The sequence below is a fragment of the Variovorax boronicumulans genome (assembly GCF_019352895.1).
Classification (GTDB): Bacteria; Pseudomonadota; Gammaproteobacteria; order Burkholderiales; family Burkholderiaceae_C; genus Variovorax; species Variovorax boronicumulans_A.
Genome location: NZ_JAAAFX010000004.1, coordinates 406,612 through 420,488, shown reverse-complemented (window position 1 = coordinate 420,488; position 13,877 = coordinate 406,612). Strand labels below are relative to the sequence as shown.

The following is a 13,877-nucleotide window of genomic DNA, read 5'->3' as shown; positions in this document are numbered from 1 at the left end:
ATGAGCACCCATCGCATCGCAGTCATCGCCGGCGACGGCATCGGCAAGGAAACCATGCCCGAGGGCCTGCGCGTGCTCGACGCGGCTTCGCGCAAGTTCGGCATCAACCTCAAGTTCGACCACTTCGATTTCTCGAGCTGGGACTATTGCGAGAAGCACGGCAAGATGCTGCCCGACAACTGGAAGGACCAGATCGGCGGCCACGACGCCATCTATTTCGGTGCGGTCGGCTGGCCCGAGAAGATCGCCGACCACGTCTCGCTGTGGGGCTCGCTGCTGCTGTTCCGCCGCGAGTTCGACCAGTACATCAACCTGCGCCCCGCGCGCCTGATGCCCGGCATCGTTGCGCCCGTGGTGCGCCGCGACGGCACGCCGCGCCAGCCCGGCGAGATCGACATGTACATCGTGCGCGAGAACACCGAAGGCGAGTACTCGAGCATCGGCGGCCGGATGTACGAAGGCACGTCGCGCGAGATCGTGGTGCAGGAGACCGTGATGTCGCGCATCGGCGTCGACCGCGTGCTCAAGTTCGCCTTCGAACTTGCGCAGTCGCGGCCCAAGAAGCACCTGACCAGCGCCACCAAGTCCAACGGCATCTCGATCACCATGCCCTACTGGGACGAGCGCGTGGCCGCGATGGCCAAGAACTACCCGGGCATCACGCTCGACAAGTTCCACATCGACATCCTGACCGCGCACTTCGTGCAGCGCCCCGACTTCTTCGACGTGGTGGTGGCGAGCAACCTGTTCGGCGACATCCTGTCCGATCTCGGCCCGGCCTGCACCGGCACCATCGGCATCGCGCCCAGCGCCAACCTCAACCCCGAGCGCACCACGCCCTCGCTGTTCGAGCCGGTGCACGGCTCGGCGCCCGACATCGCGGGCAAGGGCATCGCCAACCCGATCGGCCAGATCTGGTGCGGCGCGATGATGCTCGAGTTCCTGGGCCACAAGGATGCGCACGACGCGATCCTGGGCGCCATCGAGAAGGTGCTCGCACCCGGCAGCGGCGCACCGCGCACGGCCGACATCGGCGGCACGGCCGGCACCTCGGACCTGGGCCGGGCGATCGCCGAAGCGCTCTGATTTCAGGGCCCGCCTCGGCGTCGCCCGCGCAGCAAGGCACAAGCCTTGCTGCGCGCCTGCGCCTTGCATCCAGCGTCTGATTCATCCCACGCGATCCCCGGAAACAGGGTGAACAGGCCCTAGAATCGCCGTCCCCGCAGGGCAGCGCGGGCGCGTGACTTATTGACACCCCGTAGCCCTGTGGTTGTAATCATCATCGGCGGTCCGCTGCCGACACGTCAGATTCGCCTGCGTATCCGTCGCCGAGTGTTCCGTCGCGAGCCGGCCGTGCATCTGATGAAAACCGATCCACTTTTCCTTTGAGGGGCCCTCGTGAACAAGACCGAACTGATTGAGCACATCGCAAAAAACGCCGACATCTCCAAAGCCGCTGCCACGCGCGCACTCGAGTCCACCATCGGCGCCATTCGTACAACGCTCAAGAAGGGCAACTCCGTGTCGCTCGTCGGTTTCGGTACTTTCGCGGTGGGCAAGCGTGCCGCACGCACGGGTCGCAACCCGCGCACCGGTGAAGCCATCAAGATCAAGGCTGCAAAAATTCCGAAGTTTCGTCCGGGCAAGGCACTGAAAGACGCGCTGAACTGAGAGACAATCCTTCGCTGCACAACGGGGGTGCTTAGCTCAGTTGGTAGAGCGTCGCCTTTACACGGCGCAGGTCGGCGGTTCGAGCCCGTCAGCACCCACCACCCGTTTGTGCGTGAATCCATGTGAAAGGGCCCGGAGCGTTCCGGGCCCTTTTTCTTTGGTGCCGGCCCTTTGCTTCCCTTGCCTGCAGGCGGCGGAATGCCCCGCCTTCGATGCATCGTCCGCGCTTAAACCGCTGCGCGCACCGAGGCTGATCGCGGGGTGCCGGACCATGCTGATAAAATGGGCAGGCCCCGTCAGGCAGTTCGCAACGCTGGTCGGCCGCTTCGCTGAGTCATGGATTCGTGGAGCTTGCCAGCTCCCTCGCAAGGAGCCAGCCGCGGCGCGAGGCCTTCGGCGTTCACCACCCGGCAACCAGGCGAACAGATGTTCGCCTTTTTGTTTTGCCTTCCGGCATTCGTCACAGAGAGTCTTCAAGCATGTTTGAGTTCTTCCGCAGGTACAACAAGATCGTCATGGGCTTCTTGTTCTTGCTGATCATTCCGTCCTTCGTGCTGTTCGGCGTCGACCGCTACCAGGGCGACCAGAAGGGCGAGAAGGTGGCGCGCGTCGACGGTCATGACATCACCCGTCCCGAGTGGGACCAGCAGCATCGCAACGAGGTCGACCGCATCCGCCGCCAGATGCCCAACGTCGAGGCCGCCGTGCTCGATTCGGATGCGGCACGCTACGCCACGCTCGAACGCATGGTGCGCGACCGTGTGCTGGCCGTCGCGGCCACCAAGTCGAACATGACCGTCTCCGAAGACCGGCTCGCCCGCCTGTTCGCCGAAGACACCAGCCTGGCCTCGTTCCGCACCGCCGACGGCAAGTTCGACCGCGAGCGCTTCATGATGGCCACCGGCCGCACGCCGGAACAGTACGAAGCCGCGGTGCGCTCCGACCTGGCCACGCAACAGGTGCTGCTGGGCGTGTCCGGCACGGCCTTCACGACGCCCGCGCAGGCGCAAGCCACCTTCAATGCCTTCTACGATCGCCGCGAGGTGCAACTGGCGCGCTTCAACCCGGTGGACTTCAAGGCCAAGGTCACGGTCAGCGATGCCGACATCGAGGCCTTCTACAAGGACCATGCGGCGCAGTTCCAGGCGCCCGAGCAGGCCAGCGTCGAGTACCTGGTGCTCGACCTCGATGCGGCGAAGAAGAACATCGCCGTGACCGACGCCGACCTCAAGAGCTACTACGAACAGAACAGCGCCCGCTTCGGCACGCCCGAGGAACGCCGCGCCAGCCACATCCTGATCACCGCACCCGCGAGCGCCTCGAAGTCCGAGCGCGAAGCGGCGCGCGCCAAGGCCGAGCAGCTGCTGGCCCAGGTGAAGAAGGCGCCCGACACCTTTGCCGACGTGGCACGCAAGAACTCGCAGGACCCGGGCTCGGCGGAGAAGGGCGGCGACCTCGACTTCGTCACGCGCGGCGCGATGGTCAAGCCTTTCGAAGATGCGATGTTCGCGCTCAAGAAGGGCGAGATCAGCAACGTCGTCGAGACCGAGTTCGGCTACCACATCATCCAGCTCAAGGACATCAAGCCGGGCGTGCTGCAGCCTTTCGAGCAGGCACGTGCCACGATCGAGAACGAAGTGCGCGGCCAGCAGGCCACGCAGGAGTTCGCCAAGGCCGCCGAGACCTTCACCGACACGGTCTACCAGCAGCCCGACAGCCTGCAGCCCGCCGCCGACAAGCTCAAGCTGACGATCCGCACGGCCGCCAACGTGGCCCGCACGCCGCAGCCCGGCGCCACCGGCCCGCTGGCCAGCACCAACTTCCTGTCGGCGCTGTTCGCGGCCGATTCGCTGTCCCGCAAGCACAACACCGAAGCCATCGAGATCGGCCCCAACCAGCTGGCGTCGGGCCGGGTCGTCAAATACGAGGCCGCCCACGCGATGCCGCTGGCCGAAGTCAAGGAAACGGTGCGCACGCAGCTGGTCGCCCAGCGCGCCGCCGCGCTGGCCAAGGCCGAAGGCGAAGCCAAGCTCGCCGCCTGGCAGGCCACCCCGGCCAGCGCCGCACTCGGCGCGCCGCTCACGCTGTCGCGCCTCGATGCGCAGTCGCAGTCGCCGCTGGTGGTCGAGGCCGCGCTGCGTGCCGATGCCACCCGTCTGCCCGCGCTGGTGGGTGTCGATCTGGGCGCCGAAGGCTATGCCGTGATGCGCGTCGTCAAGGACGTGGCGCGCGTGGCGCCCACGCCCGACGGTGCCAAGCAGGAGAATGCCCAGTTCGTCCAGGTCGTGACAGCCGCCGAGAACCTGGCGTACTACGACCTGCTCAAGGCGCGCTTCAAGGCAGAAATCCTGGTGCCTCAGCCTGCCGAGGCTTCCGCACGCTGATTTTGTTGCTACAATAGAAGGCTCTGCGGTGGCTGTAGCTCAGCTGGTAGAGTCCCAGATTGTGATTCTGGTCGTCGTGGGTTCGAGTCCCATCAGCCACCCCAAAAAATCTCGAAATGAAAAAGGCACCTCGGTGCCTTTTTCTGTTTCTGGGGTCGTGAGAAGAAGCGACAGCCGTCTGATGGCTGTACGCCGCGACCCGGCATGGGTTTGGCCCACTCGGGGCCTCAATGCTGCGGCTCCTTTGCCATGCCTCCAGGGCCGTTCGCGGGCTGCGTACGCCGAGGGCTTGACGTGCGAGATCCGACTACCTGCGTCCGCCGACGTACCGGCCGCCCTTGCCACTTCGCCCGGACCCGCCAACGCGTCGGCTGCCTGTGCGATTGGCGGCCTCGACGGCCGGCGCTGAAATACCCGACGAAGTCACGAGGCGCTGGAGAAGGGATGTGTCGAGCGGTGCGGCGGTCAGGCTGCCGGAGACGCTGAGCAGGAGGGCGATCAGTGATGTGGTCATGTGCGTGCTCCGATCAATGGCAGTGGTAGGTTCCGTTCTTGCGGTCGTGATGGCAGCCGTTCTTGTCGGTGCCGCCGGAGTGCGAAAGGGCGCTGCAGCAGATGAGCAGCGAGACACACGCGAAAGCGATCTTCTTCATGGGGTTCTCCTCGCCCGGGCTTGGGCAGCAGGAGTTTGACGATTGAAACTAAATGTGTCGTAGGGGTTAGCGTGTAGCGCCGTGACCTATTGCGCGCTTGGCCCCAGGTGCCTCGACATGGGAGGGGTGTCGGCCTCATCCTTCGCTTCCCGCCATGTGCCGTCCGAGGGGGGGGGCAGTAGGTGGGGTGCGGTGCCGAGCACCGCGACAAGGCGTGCTCTGGGCGCCACCACGATCAGCGCGCAGGCTGCGGCCACAACAAAAAAGCCCGTTGTCCAGAGGACAACGGGCTTTCTGCGTTTGGTGCCGGAGAGATGAATCGAACACCCGACCTTCTCATTACGAATGAGCTGCTCTACCGACTGAGCTACACCGGCTAAGCCTTCGATTATAGCGGGTCGTGGTACCGGGTGACGCGCTCGACCTCATTTTTTGAACCCAAAACCACGCTGACGCGCTCATGCAGCTTGCCCGGCTGCAGGTCGAGGATGCGTTCGCGGCCGTTGGTGGCCATGCCGCCGGCCTGTTCGACCAGCCAGCTCATGGGGTTGGCCTCGTACATCAGGCGCAGCTTGCCGGGCTTGCCCGGTTCGCGCTTGTCCCAGGGGTACATGAAGATGCCGCCGCGCATCAGGATGCGGTGCACGTCGGTGACCATGCTCGCGATCCAGCGCATGTTGAAGTCCTTGCCGCGCGGGCCTTCGCTGCCGGCCAGGCATTCATCGATGTAGCGCTTCACCGGTTCGTCCCAGTGGCGCTGGTTGCTCATGTTGATCGCGAATTCCTTGGTGTCGGCCGGGATCTGGATGTTCTCCTTGGTCAGCACGAAGGAACCCTGTTCGCGGTCGAGCGTGAACATCGCCACGCCGTCGCCGACGGTCAGCACCAGCGTGGTCTGCGGGCCGTAGATGCAGTAGCCGGCCGCGACCTGCTTGGCGCCGGCCTGCAGGAAGTCGGCTTCCTGCACGCCCGGGTGGTCGTCGGGCTTCTTCAGCACGCTGAAGATGGTGCCGATGCTCACGTTGACGTCGATGTTGCTCGAGCCGTCGAGGGGATCGAACAGCAGCAGGTATTCGCCTTGCGGGTAGCGGTTGGGCACCACGTAGATGCTGTCCATCTCCTCGCTGGCCATGGCGGCCAGGTGACCGCCCCATTCGTTGGCTTCGATCAGCACCTCGTTGGCGATGATGTCCAGCTTCTTCTGGACCTCGCCCTGGACGTTCTCGCTGTCGGCGGTGCCGAGCACGCCGCCCAGGTCGCCCTTGTTGACGGCCATGCTGATGCTCTTGCAGGCGCGAGCCACGACTTCGAGCAGCAGCCGGAGCTGGCCGGGGATGAGGCCGTCGGCGCGTTGCTGCTCGACCAGGTAGCGGGTGAGAGAAATTTTCTGTTGTGCCATGGAGGTTCCTTGGAGATCAGTCGGCGAGGGCGCGGTGGACGACTTCCTGTGTGTCCTTGCTCAGGTCGGGACGCGCAGCCACGCGCGCGAGGGCTTCGCGGGCGGCGCTGCGGTAGGGTTCGGCCAGCTTGCTCCAGCGGTCGAGGCCGCGCGCCAGGCGCGCCGCAACCTGCGGGTTGAGCGCATCGAGCTCGATCACGCGGTCTGACCAGAACACGTAGCCCGCGGCGTCGCTGCGGTGGAAGGCGCCGGGGTTGGCGCTGCAAAAACTGAAGATCACGCTGCGCGCGCGGTTGGGGTTCTTGAGGGAGAAGTCGGGGTGCTTCATCAGCTGCTTGACCAGCGGCAGCACGTGGCCGCCGCGGTCTGGCGCGCCGGCCTGCAGCGAGAACCATTTGTCGATGACCAGCGCCTCGTCCTTGAACAGCGCATGGAAGCGCGCCAGGGCCGGAGCAGCCAGCGCGTGGCCCGAGGACACCAGGGCCGACAGCGCGTTGAAGCGGTCGGTCATGTTGCCCGCGTCCTTGAAGCGCTGCAGCGTCTTGCCTGGCCACACCGTGTCGTTCGATTCGCGCGCGGCGATGCACAGCGAGGTCAGCGCCATGCCGGCCAGCGCACGGCGCCCGGCCGACAGCGGGTCGGGCGTGTAGGCGCCGGTGTCGTGGTTCTGTTCGTAGGCCTGTTCCCATTCGGCGAACAGCGCCGTGGCCAGCTGCGCGCGCATGGCTTCGCGCACCGTGTGGATGCGCTGCGGATCGACGACCTCGAGCTGCTCGGCGATGTAGGTCTCCGAGGGCAGGGTGAGCACCAGTTCCTTGAAGGCGGCATCGAGCTTGGCGTCGCGCAGCACCGCGCGCATGGCGTCGATGTAGGCGGCGTCGAGCACCGGCGCGCCGGCCTCGGCGGCGCCGCCAATCGCACGGATCGCGCTGCGCAGCGCCAGCCGCTGGCCCGCTTCCCACCGGTTGAAGGGATCGAGGTCGTTGGCCAGCAGCGTGAGCAGCTGGGCGTCGGTGTAGCCGAAGTCCAGGATCACCGGCGCGCTGAAGCCGCGCAGGATCGAGGGCACGGGTTCCGCGTCGAGGCCGTGGAAGGTGAACTGCTGTTCGGCTTCGGTCAGCACCAGCGTGCGGGTGCCGTGCGCGGCCTGCGCCTCGCCCTCGAGCTGCAGCGGCAGTTCGCGGCCGTCGGTGGCCAGCAGGCCCAGGTTCACAGGAATCACGAAGGGCAGCTTGAGCGCCTGGCCCGGCGTGGGCAGGCAGCTCTGTGCGAAGCGCAGCGTGTAGCTGCGTGCCTCGGCGTCGTAATGGCCGCTGGCCGCAAGCCGCGGCGTGCCGGCCTGGCCGTACCAGCGCTTGAACTGTGGCAGCAGGCGGGCCAGTTCCGAATCCGGGTTGGCATCGGCGACGGCCTGCGCGAAATCGTCGCAGGTCACGGCCTGGCCGTCGTGGCGCTGGAAGTACAGCGTGATGCCCGACTCGAAGCCCTTGCGGCCGACCAGCGTCTGCATCATGCGCACCACCTCCGCACCCTTCTCGTAGATGGTGACGGTGTAGAAGTTGCTGATCTCGATGTAGCTGTCGGGGCGCACCGGGTGCGCCATCGGGCCGGCGTCCTCGGGGAACTGCGCGGTGCGCAGCACCCGCACGTCCTCGATGCGCTTGACCGCGCGCGCCGACGCATCGGCGCACAGGTCCATGCTGAACTCCTGGTCGCGGAACACCGTGAGGCCTTCCTTGAGCGAGAGCTGGAACCAGTCGCGGCAGGTCACGCGGTCGCCCGACCAGTTGTGGAAGTACTCGTGGCCGACCACGCTCTCGATGTTGCCGTAGTCGGCATCGGTGGCGGTGGCCTGGCTGGCCAGCACGTACTTCGTGTTGAAGATGTTGAGGCCCTTGTTCTCCATCGCGCCCATGTTGAAGTCGCTGGTGGCGACGATCATGAAGCGGTCCAGGTCCAGCGGCAGGCCGAAGCGGGTCTCGTCCCAGAGGATCGAGTGCACCAGCGAGTTCATCGCGTGCTCGGTCTTGTCGAGGTCGCCTGCACGCACGTAGACCTGCAGCAGGTGTTCCTTGCCGGCGCGGGTGATGATGCGCTGCTCGCGCGCCACCAGCTTGCCCGCGACCAGCGCGAACAGGTAGCTGGGCTTGCGGAAGGGGTCGACCCATTTGGCGAAGTGGCGGCCCTCGGGCAGCTCGCCGCTGTCGGTCAGGTTGCCGTTCGACAGCAGCACCGGGTAGGCGGCCTTGTCGGCGCGCAGCGTCACGGTGTAGCTCGCCATCACGTCGGGACGGTCGAGGAAGTAGGTGATGCGGCGGAAGCCCTCGGCCTCGCATTGCGTGAAGAAGGTGTTCTCGCTCACGAACAGGCCCATGAGCTTGGTGTTCTTCACCGGGCAGCAGGTGGTGAAGATCTCCAGCTCGAAGCTGTCGGGCAGGTTGTCGATGACCAGCTGGTCGTCTTCCATGCGGAAGGACGCGCCCTGGCCGTCGACCAGCACGCGCGCCAGGTTGAGCTCGTCGCCGTCCAGGCGCAGCGGTCCGGCCGGCAGCTCGGGGTTGCGGCGCAGGCGCATGCGGTTGAGCACGCGCGTCTTGGCCGGGTCCAGGTCGAAGGTCAGGTCGACGGTGTCGATCCACCAGGCGGGCGCGGCATAGTCTTCGCGGCGGATCGCCAGCGGCTGTTCTTGTCCATCACGCAGTTGCAGCATCGAGTGTCTCCAGGAAATTCGAAAGGGCAAGTTCTTCGTAGTCGCGCACGGCGGCGATCACGTGCGGGCCGGCCAGTTCGGCCGCGCTGTGGGTGGTGCACACGGCCACGGCACGCATGCCGGCGCGGCGTGCGGCTTCGATGCCGAAGGGGGCGTCCTCGAACACGATGCAGTGTTCGGGCGCAACGCCGATGCGGCGCGCGGCCTCGAGGAAGATGGCCGGCGTGGGCTTGCCGGTGAAGCCCTCGTCGCCGCCCACGATGGCCAGCGGCAGCGGGTCCATGCGCAGGCGTTCCATCACGAAGGCGACGTTGTGGCGGTCGCCCGCAGTGCCGACCGCGATCTTCAGGCCTTGCGCCGCCGCCGCCCTGGCGAAGGCATTGAAGCCCGCGACTTCGGCGAACACCGCGCCGAACAGCTCGCGGTAGATGGTTTCCTTCTCGTGCGTGATCGCGTCGCTCTCGGCGGCGCTCACCTCGCGTTCCATCAGCTCGCAGGCGCATTCGAAGGCGTTGCGGCCGGTGGTGCGGCGCATCAGGTCGGGCACGTCGAGCGCGAGCCCGCGCCGGCGCGCGAACTCGATCCAGGCCTTGGCGTGCCAGGGCATGGAGTCGACCATGGTGCCGTCCATGTCGAAGATGAGCGCGTCCGTGCGGGCCATCAGACGCCTTGCTTGAGCGAGGCTTCGATGAACACGTCGAGGTCGCCGTCGAGCACCTTCTGCGTGGCCGAGACCTCGACGTTGGTGCGCAGGTCCTTGATGCGGCTGTTGTCCAGCACGTAGCTGCGGATCTGGTGGCCCCAGCCCACGTCGGTCTTGGTGTCTTCCAGCTTCTGCTGCGCTTCCTGCTGCTTGCGCAGTTCGAAGTCGTAGAGCCGCGAACGCAGGCGCTTCCACGCCACGTCGCGGTTGCTGTGCTGGCTTCGGCCGTCCTGGCACTGCACCACGATGCCGGTGGGGATGTGCGTGAGCCGCACGGCCGAGTCGGTCTTGTTGATGTGCTGGCCGCCCGCGCCGCTGGCACGGAAGGTGTCGGTGCGCACGTCGGAGGGGTTGATCTCGATCTCGATCGAGTCGTCCACTTCGGGGTACACGAAGATCGACGCGAAGCTGGTGTGACGGCCGCCCGAGGAGTCGAAGGGCGACTTGCGCACCAGGCGGTGCACGCCGGTCTCGGTGCGCAGCAGGCCGAAGGCGTAGTCGCCTTCGACCTTGATGGTCGCGCCCTTGATGCCTGCGGTGTCGCCCGGGGTCTCGTCCTCGATCTGCGTCTTGAAACCCTTGCGCTCGGCGTACTTCAGGTACTGGCGCAGCAGCATGCTGGCCCAGTCGCAGGCCTCGGTGCCGCCGGCGCCGGCCTGGATGTCGACGAAGCAGTTCAGCGGATCGGCCGGGTTGTTGAACATCCGGCGGAATTCGAGCTGCTTGATGTCGGCTTCGAGCGTGGCGGCGTCATCGGCGATGGCCTGCAGGCCGTCCAGGTCGCCGTCGGCCTTCGACATCTCGAACAGCTCGGTGTTGTCGGCCAGGCCGCTGGTGAGGCGGTCGAGCGTGACGACCACGCCGTCGAGCGATTTCTTCTCGCGGCCCAGTTCCTGGGCCTTCTTCGGGTCGTTCCAGACCGTCGGATCCTCGAGCGATGCGTTGACCGTCCTCAGGCGTTCGGATTTGGCATCGTAGTCAAAGATACCTCCGTAAATCGACCGTGCGCACGCTCAGGTCCGCAAGGTTGGCTTCGATCTGGTTGATTTGTTCTGCGTCCATGGGGTGTCCTGAAAAAAAGAGGTGGCCCGGCGGGAGCCAGGCGCAACCCGACATTTTCTCATGCCCCCGGGGCCCGCCCGAGAATGAGCCCGTTCAGAAGCGTCGGCTGTAGGAGAACATCACGCCGGCCGTGCCCAGGATCGCCACCTGTACCGCGTCGACCGGGGTCAGGCGGTAGCCGACGGCCGGGATGATCGCGGGCGAGAAGCCGCCGTGGTTGTAGGGCACCTTGTCCTTGTACTTGCCGCGGTAGCCGTAGATCACGCCGGCGCTGAGCTTGGTGTAGAGCGCGGGCTGGCCGAAGACGCCGTCCCATTGATGGCCGTAGTAGACGTAGCCCGAGGTCTGGCCGAAGGAGTTGCTGAACAGCGCGGCGCCCCAGAGGGCGTTGTCGGGCTGGAAGCGCTCGATGGCGATCAGCGCGACGTTCTTGTGTTCGTCGTCGTGATGCCAGTGGTGGGTGTAGGGCGAGAAGGACAGTTCCCATCGGCCTTCGCTGCGAGGCGGTGGCTCGGCGGTCTGCGCGAGCGCATTCAGGTGGAACGATCCGGCGAGTGCCATCGTGGCGATCGCGGCAAGGTGCAAGCCGCAGTGTTTCTGCATGAGGAAACCTCCTTTTTTTAATAGGGGAATCCTACCGTCGCGACCTGAAGCGCTCGTTCAGTTTTCCTTCAGTTTCCCGGGGTGGGCGCTTGCAATGGCAGCGTCACGCGGAACAGTGCGCCTTCGCCGGGTGCGCTCTCCAGATCGATGCCGCCGCCGTGCGCGAGCACGATCTCGCGCGTGATGTACAGGCCCAGTCCCAGGCCGGCCGCGTGTTTGCGGCTGTCGTCGGTGCGCTCGAACTGTTCGAAGATCCGGTCGTGGTCCGCGGCCGCGATGCCGATGCCGTGGTCGCGCACCGTCATCTGTGCCTGCTCGCCGAGCAGGTGCACCGTGACCGCCACCGGGCTTCCGCGACCGTAGCGCAACGCGTTGGTCAGCAGGTTGGTCAGCACCTGTTCGATGCGGAACTCGTCCCACAGGCCTTCGATGGGGCCCTGCGCGTCCAGGTGGATGGTCGAGCCCACGGCCTCGGCCTGGTTCACCAGGCTCTCCACCACGCGCTGCGCGAGCTGCGCCAGGTCGAAGGGCTTGGGCCGGATCGACAGCGAACCGCTGCGCAGGCGCGAGACGTCGAGCATGTCGTCGATCAGCCGCACCATGTTCTGGATCTGGCGCTGGTCGCGCTCGATCATGGCCGGCAGCTTGTCGACCGCGAAGGGCGCCATGTTGCCTTTGCCCAGGTGCAGCTTGCGCACCTGCGTCTCGAGGTAGAGCGTGTTGAGCGGCGTGCGCAGCTCGTGCGAGACCATCGACATGAAGTCGTCGCGCATGCGCACCGCGCGTTCCAGGTCGCCCTGCGCGACCTGCAGCTTGTCGACCAGCGCCGCCTGCTCGCGGTGCGCCTCGGCCAGCGCCTCCATCTCGTGCTTGAGCGCCTTGCGATGGCGGTGCAGGTCCACGAAGACGTTGACCTTGCTGGCCACCACATGGGCGTCCAGCGGCTTCTGCAGGAAGTCGACGGCACCGCTCTCGTAGCCCTTGAAGGCGTAGTTCATCTCGCGGCCCGCGGCACTCACGAAGATGATCGGGATGTGGCGCGTGCGCTCGGTGCCGCGCATCAGCTCGGCCAGCTCGAAGCCGTTCATGCCCGGCATCTGCACGTCGAGGATGGCCAGCGCGAACTCGTGCTCCAGCATCAGCGCCAGCGCCGCTTCGGCCGAGGTGGCCTGGAACACCGAGCGGCCCCGGCCGCGGATGAGCGCGTCCAGCGCGAGCAGGTTCTCGGGCAGGTCGTCGACGATCAGCAGCTTGCTTTCGACATCAATCGGCATGAAGAGCATTCAGTTCCACCAGCAGGGTGTGCAGACCGCGCAGCGGCAGTATGCGGTCGGGAGTGAGCAGCGCCAGCGCGGCCCGGGGCATGGTGTCGACCTCGGCTTCGTCCGGGTCTTGCACCGCAGTCAGGCCACCGGCCTGCTGGATCTTGCGAAGGCCTTCGGCGCCGTCGGGGTTGGCGCCGGTCAGCAGCAGGCCGGCCAGCGTCGGGCCGTAGGCATCGGCCGCGGATTGCATCAGCAGGTCGATCGAAGGACGTGACCATAGCACCGGTGGTTCGCAGCTCAGCGAGAACACGCGCTCGCGCTCGATCGACAGGTGGTAGCTGGGCGGTGCGAAGTAGAGCGTGCCTGGGGCCACCGGCGCCTTGTCCTCGGCTTCCTGCACCGGAATCGACAGGCGCTGGCGGAACACGTCGGCCAGCCGGCTGTCGCGGTGTTGCGGCAGATGGATCACGACCACCAGCGGCAGATGCCAGGGCAGGGGCAGGTCACGCAGCAGCGTGGCGAGCGCGTCCACGCCGCCGGCCGAGGTGCCGATCACCACGGCATCGACGCGGCGCAGGGGCGGGGCCGGCCTTTTCATGTGGCCTTGCGGTAGATACGCTCCGACCGCACCAGGTCGTCGAAGCGGTCGGCGTAGGCCGAGAAGTCGATGCTCTCCTTGGCGCCCAGGCCGAGGAAGCCGCGATGGCACAGCGACTCGTGGAACAGGCCGAAGGCCCGGTCCTGCAGCGCGCGGTTGAAATAGATCAGCACGTTGCGGCACGAGACCAGATGCGTCTCGGCGAACACGCTGTCGGTCGCCAGGCTGTGGTCGGCGAAGATCGTGTTGGTGCACAGCGAGGGGTCGAAGCGCGCGGCGTCGTAGGCTGCGGTGTAGTAGTCCGAAAAGGCCTGGCGACCGCCCGCGCGCTGGTAGTTGGCGGTGTAGTTGCGCACCGCTTCCATCGGGAAGATGCCCTGGCGCGCCTTGTCGAGCGACAGCGGGTTGATGTCGGTGGCATAGATCTGCGTGCGTTCCAGCAGCCCTTCCTCGCGCAGCAGGATGGCCAGCGACCAGGCTTCCTCGCCGGTGCTGCAGCCCGCCACCCAGACCTTGACCGAAGGGTAGGTGTGGAGCACCGGGATCACCTGCTGGCGCAGGGCCAGGAAGTAGCCCGGGTCGCGGAACATCTCGCTGACCGGGATCGTGAGGAACTGCAGCAGGCGCGCGAACGCCGAAGCATCGTGCAGCACCAGGTCCTGCAGCGCCGAGACGCTGGGCAGCTTGAACTGATCGAGCGCATACAGCACGCGGCGCTTCTGCGAGGCGCCGGTGTAGTCGCGGAAGTCGTAGCTGTACTTGAGGTAGATGGCCTCCATCAGCAGCCGCAATTCGATCTCGATGTCGCTGGGCGGCGTCAGCGGCTTTG

General features: G+C 66.3%; 13 protein-coding genes and 3 tRNA genes. 5 read left to right on the top strand and 11 right to left on the bottom strand.

The features are described 5' to 3' along the window. The 5 genes from K0H49_RS03690 to K0H49_RS03670 all read left to right on the top strand — a co-directional run bounded on the left by K0H49_RS03690 (position 1) and on the right by K0H49_RS03670 (position 4,159). The gene (locus tag K0H49_RS03690; RefSeq protein ID WP_219209780.1) at positions 1-1,086 is read left to right on the top strand and encodes a tartrate dehydrogenase; all 1,086 of its coding nucleotides are present in this window, start codon (positions 1-3) and stop codon (positions 1,084-1,086) included. 312 nt (positions 1,087-1,398) lie between these two features. Continuing rightward, positions 1,399-1,671 (top strand): HU family DNA-binding protein, encoded by a 273-nt coding sequence (locus tag K0H49_RS03685; RefSeq protein WP_183023946.1) that lies wholly within the window; start codon positions 1,399-1,401, stop codon positions 1,669-1,671. A gap of 25 nt (positions 1,672-1,696) precedes the next feature. Continuing rightward, a tRNA-Val gene (locus tag K0H49_RS03680) sits at positions 1,697-1,772 on the top strand. A gap of 378 nt (positions 1,773-2,150) precedes the next feature. Then, positions 2,151-4,055, top strand: coding sequence for a SurA N-terminal domain-containing protein (locus K0H49_RS03675; protein ID WP_219209779.1), 1,905 nt, complete (start codon positions 2,151-2,153; stop codon positions 4,053-4,055). 28 nt (positions 4,056-4,083) lie between these two features. Further along, positions 4,084-4,159 (top strand) — tRNA-His (locus tag K0H49_RS03670). Positions 4,160-4,362: 203 nt separating this feature from the next. Here K0H49_RS03670 and K0H49_RS03665 read toward each other — a convergent pair. The 11 genes from K0H49_RS03665 to K0H49_RS03615 all read right to left on the bottom strand — a co-directional run bounded on the left by K0H49_RS03665 (position 4,363) and on the right by K0H49_RS03615 (position 13,827). Further along, entirely contained in the window at positions 4,363-4,569 is a 207-nt protein-coding gene (locus K0H49_RS03665) for a hypothetical protein (protein ID WP_219209778.1), read from the bottom strand. Positions 4,570-4,582: 13 nt separating this feature from the next. Next, entirely contained in the window at positions 4,583-4,708 is a 126-nt protein-coding gene (locus K0H49_RS03660) for a YHYH domain-containing protein (protein ID WP_219209777.1), read from the bottom strand. 301 nt (positions 4,709-5,009) lie between these two features. After that, a tRNA-Thr gene (locus K0H49_RS03655) sits at positions 5,010-5,085 on the bottom strand. Positions 5,086-5,096: 11 nt separating this feature from the next. Then, on the bottom strand, positions 5,097-6,107 hold the full coding sequence (locus K0H49_RS03650; RefSeq protein ID WP_219209776.1) for a class 1 fructose-bisphosphatase: 1,011 nt from the start codon (positions 6,105-6,107) through the stop codon (positions 5,097-5,099). A gap of 16 nt (positions 6,108-6,123) precedes the next feature. Then, entirely contained in the window at positions 6,124-8,817 is a 2,694-nt protein-coding gene (gene pepN, locus K0H49_RS03645) for an aminopeptidase N (RefSeq protein ID WP_219209775.1), read from the bottom strand. Continuing rightward, positions 8,801-9,478, bottom strand: a complete 678-nt coding sequence (locus tag K0H49_RS03640; RefSeq protein WP_219209774.1) for an HAD family hydrolase — start codon at positions 9,476-9,478, stop codon at positions 8,801-8,803. The genes pepN and K0H49_RS03640 overlap by 17 nt, the downstream gene beginning before the upstream one ends. Beyond that, a protein-coding gene (gene prfB / locus K0H49_RS03635; RefSeq protein ID WP_219209773.1) for a peptide chain release factor 2 occupies positions 9,478-10,582 on the bottom strand; the annotation gives its coding sequence in 2 pieces (ribosomal slippage) (positions 9,478-10,500 and positions 10,502-10,582; 1,104 coding nt in all). The genes K0H49_RS03640 and prfB overlap by 1 nt, the downstream gene beginning before the upstream one ends. Before the next feature lie 93 nt (positions 10,583-10,675). Continuing rightward, positions 10,676-11,185: a hypothetical protein gene (locus K0H49_RS03630; RefSeq protein ID WP_219209772.1), complete on the bottom strand. Its 510-nt coding sequence runs from the start codon at positions 11,183-11,185 to the stop codon at positions 10,676-10,678. A 68-nt stretch (positions 11,186-11,253) separates the two neighbouring features. Beyond that, positions 11,254-12,459 (bottom strand): hybrid sensor histidine kinase/response regulator, encoded by a 1,206-nt coding sequence (locus K0H49_RS03625; RefSeq protein WP_219209771.1) that lies wholly within the window; start codon positions 12,457-12,459, stop codon positions 11,254-11,256. Continuing rightward, positions 12,449-13,048: a chemotaxis protein CheB gene (locus K0H49_RS03620; protein WP_219209770.1), complete on the bottom strand. Its 600-nt coding sequence runs from the start codon at positions 13,046-13,048 to the stop codon at positions 12,449-12,451. The genes K0H49_RS03625 and K0H49_RS03620 overlap by 11 nt, the downstream gene beginning before the upstream one ends. Further along, positions 13,045-13,827, bottom strand: coding sequence for a CheR family methyltransferase (locus K0H49_RS03615; protein WP_219213000.1), 783 nt, complete (start codon positions 13,825-13,827; stop codon positions 13,045-13,047). Before K0H49_RS03615 ends, K0H49_RS03620 begins: the two co-directional genes overlap by 4 nt. Between the last annotated feature and the right edge of the window lie 50 nt (positions 13,828-13,877).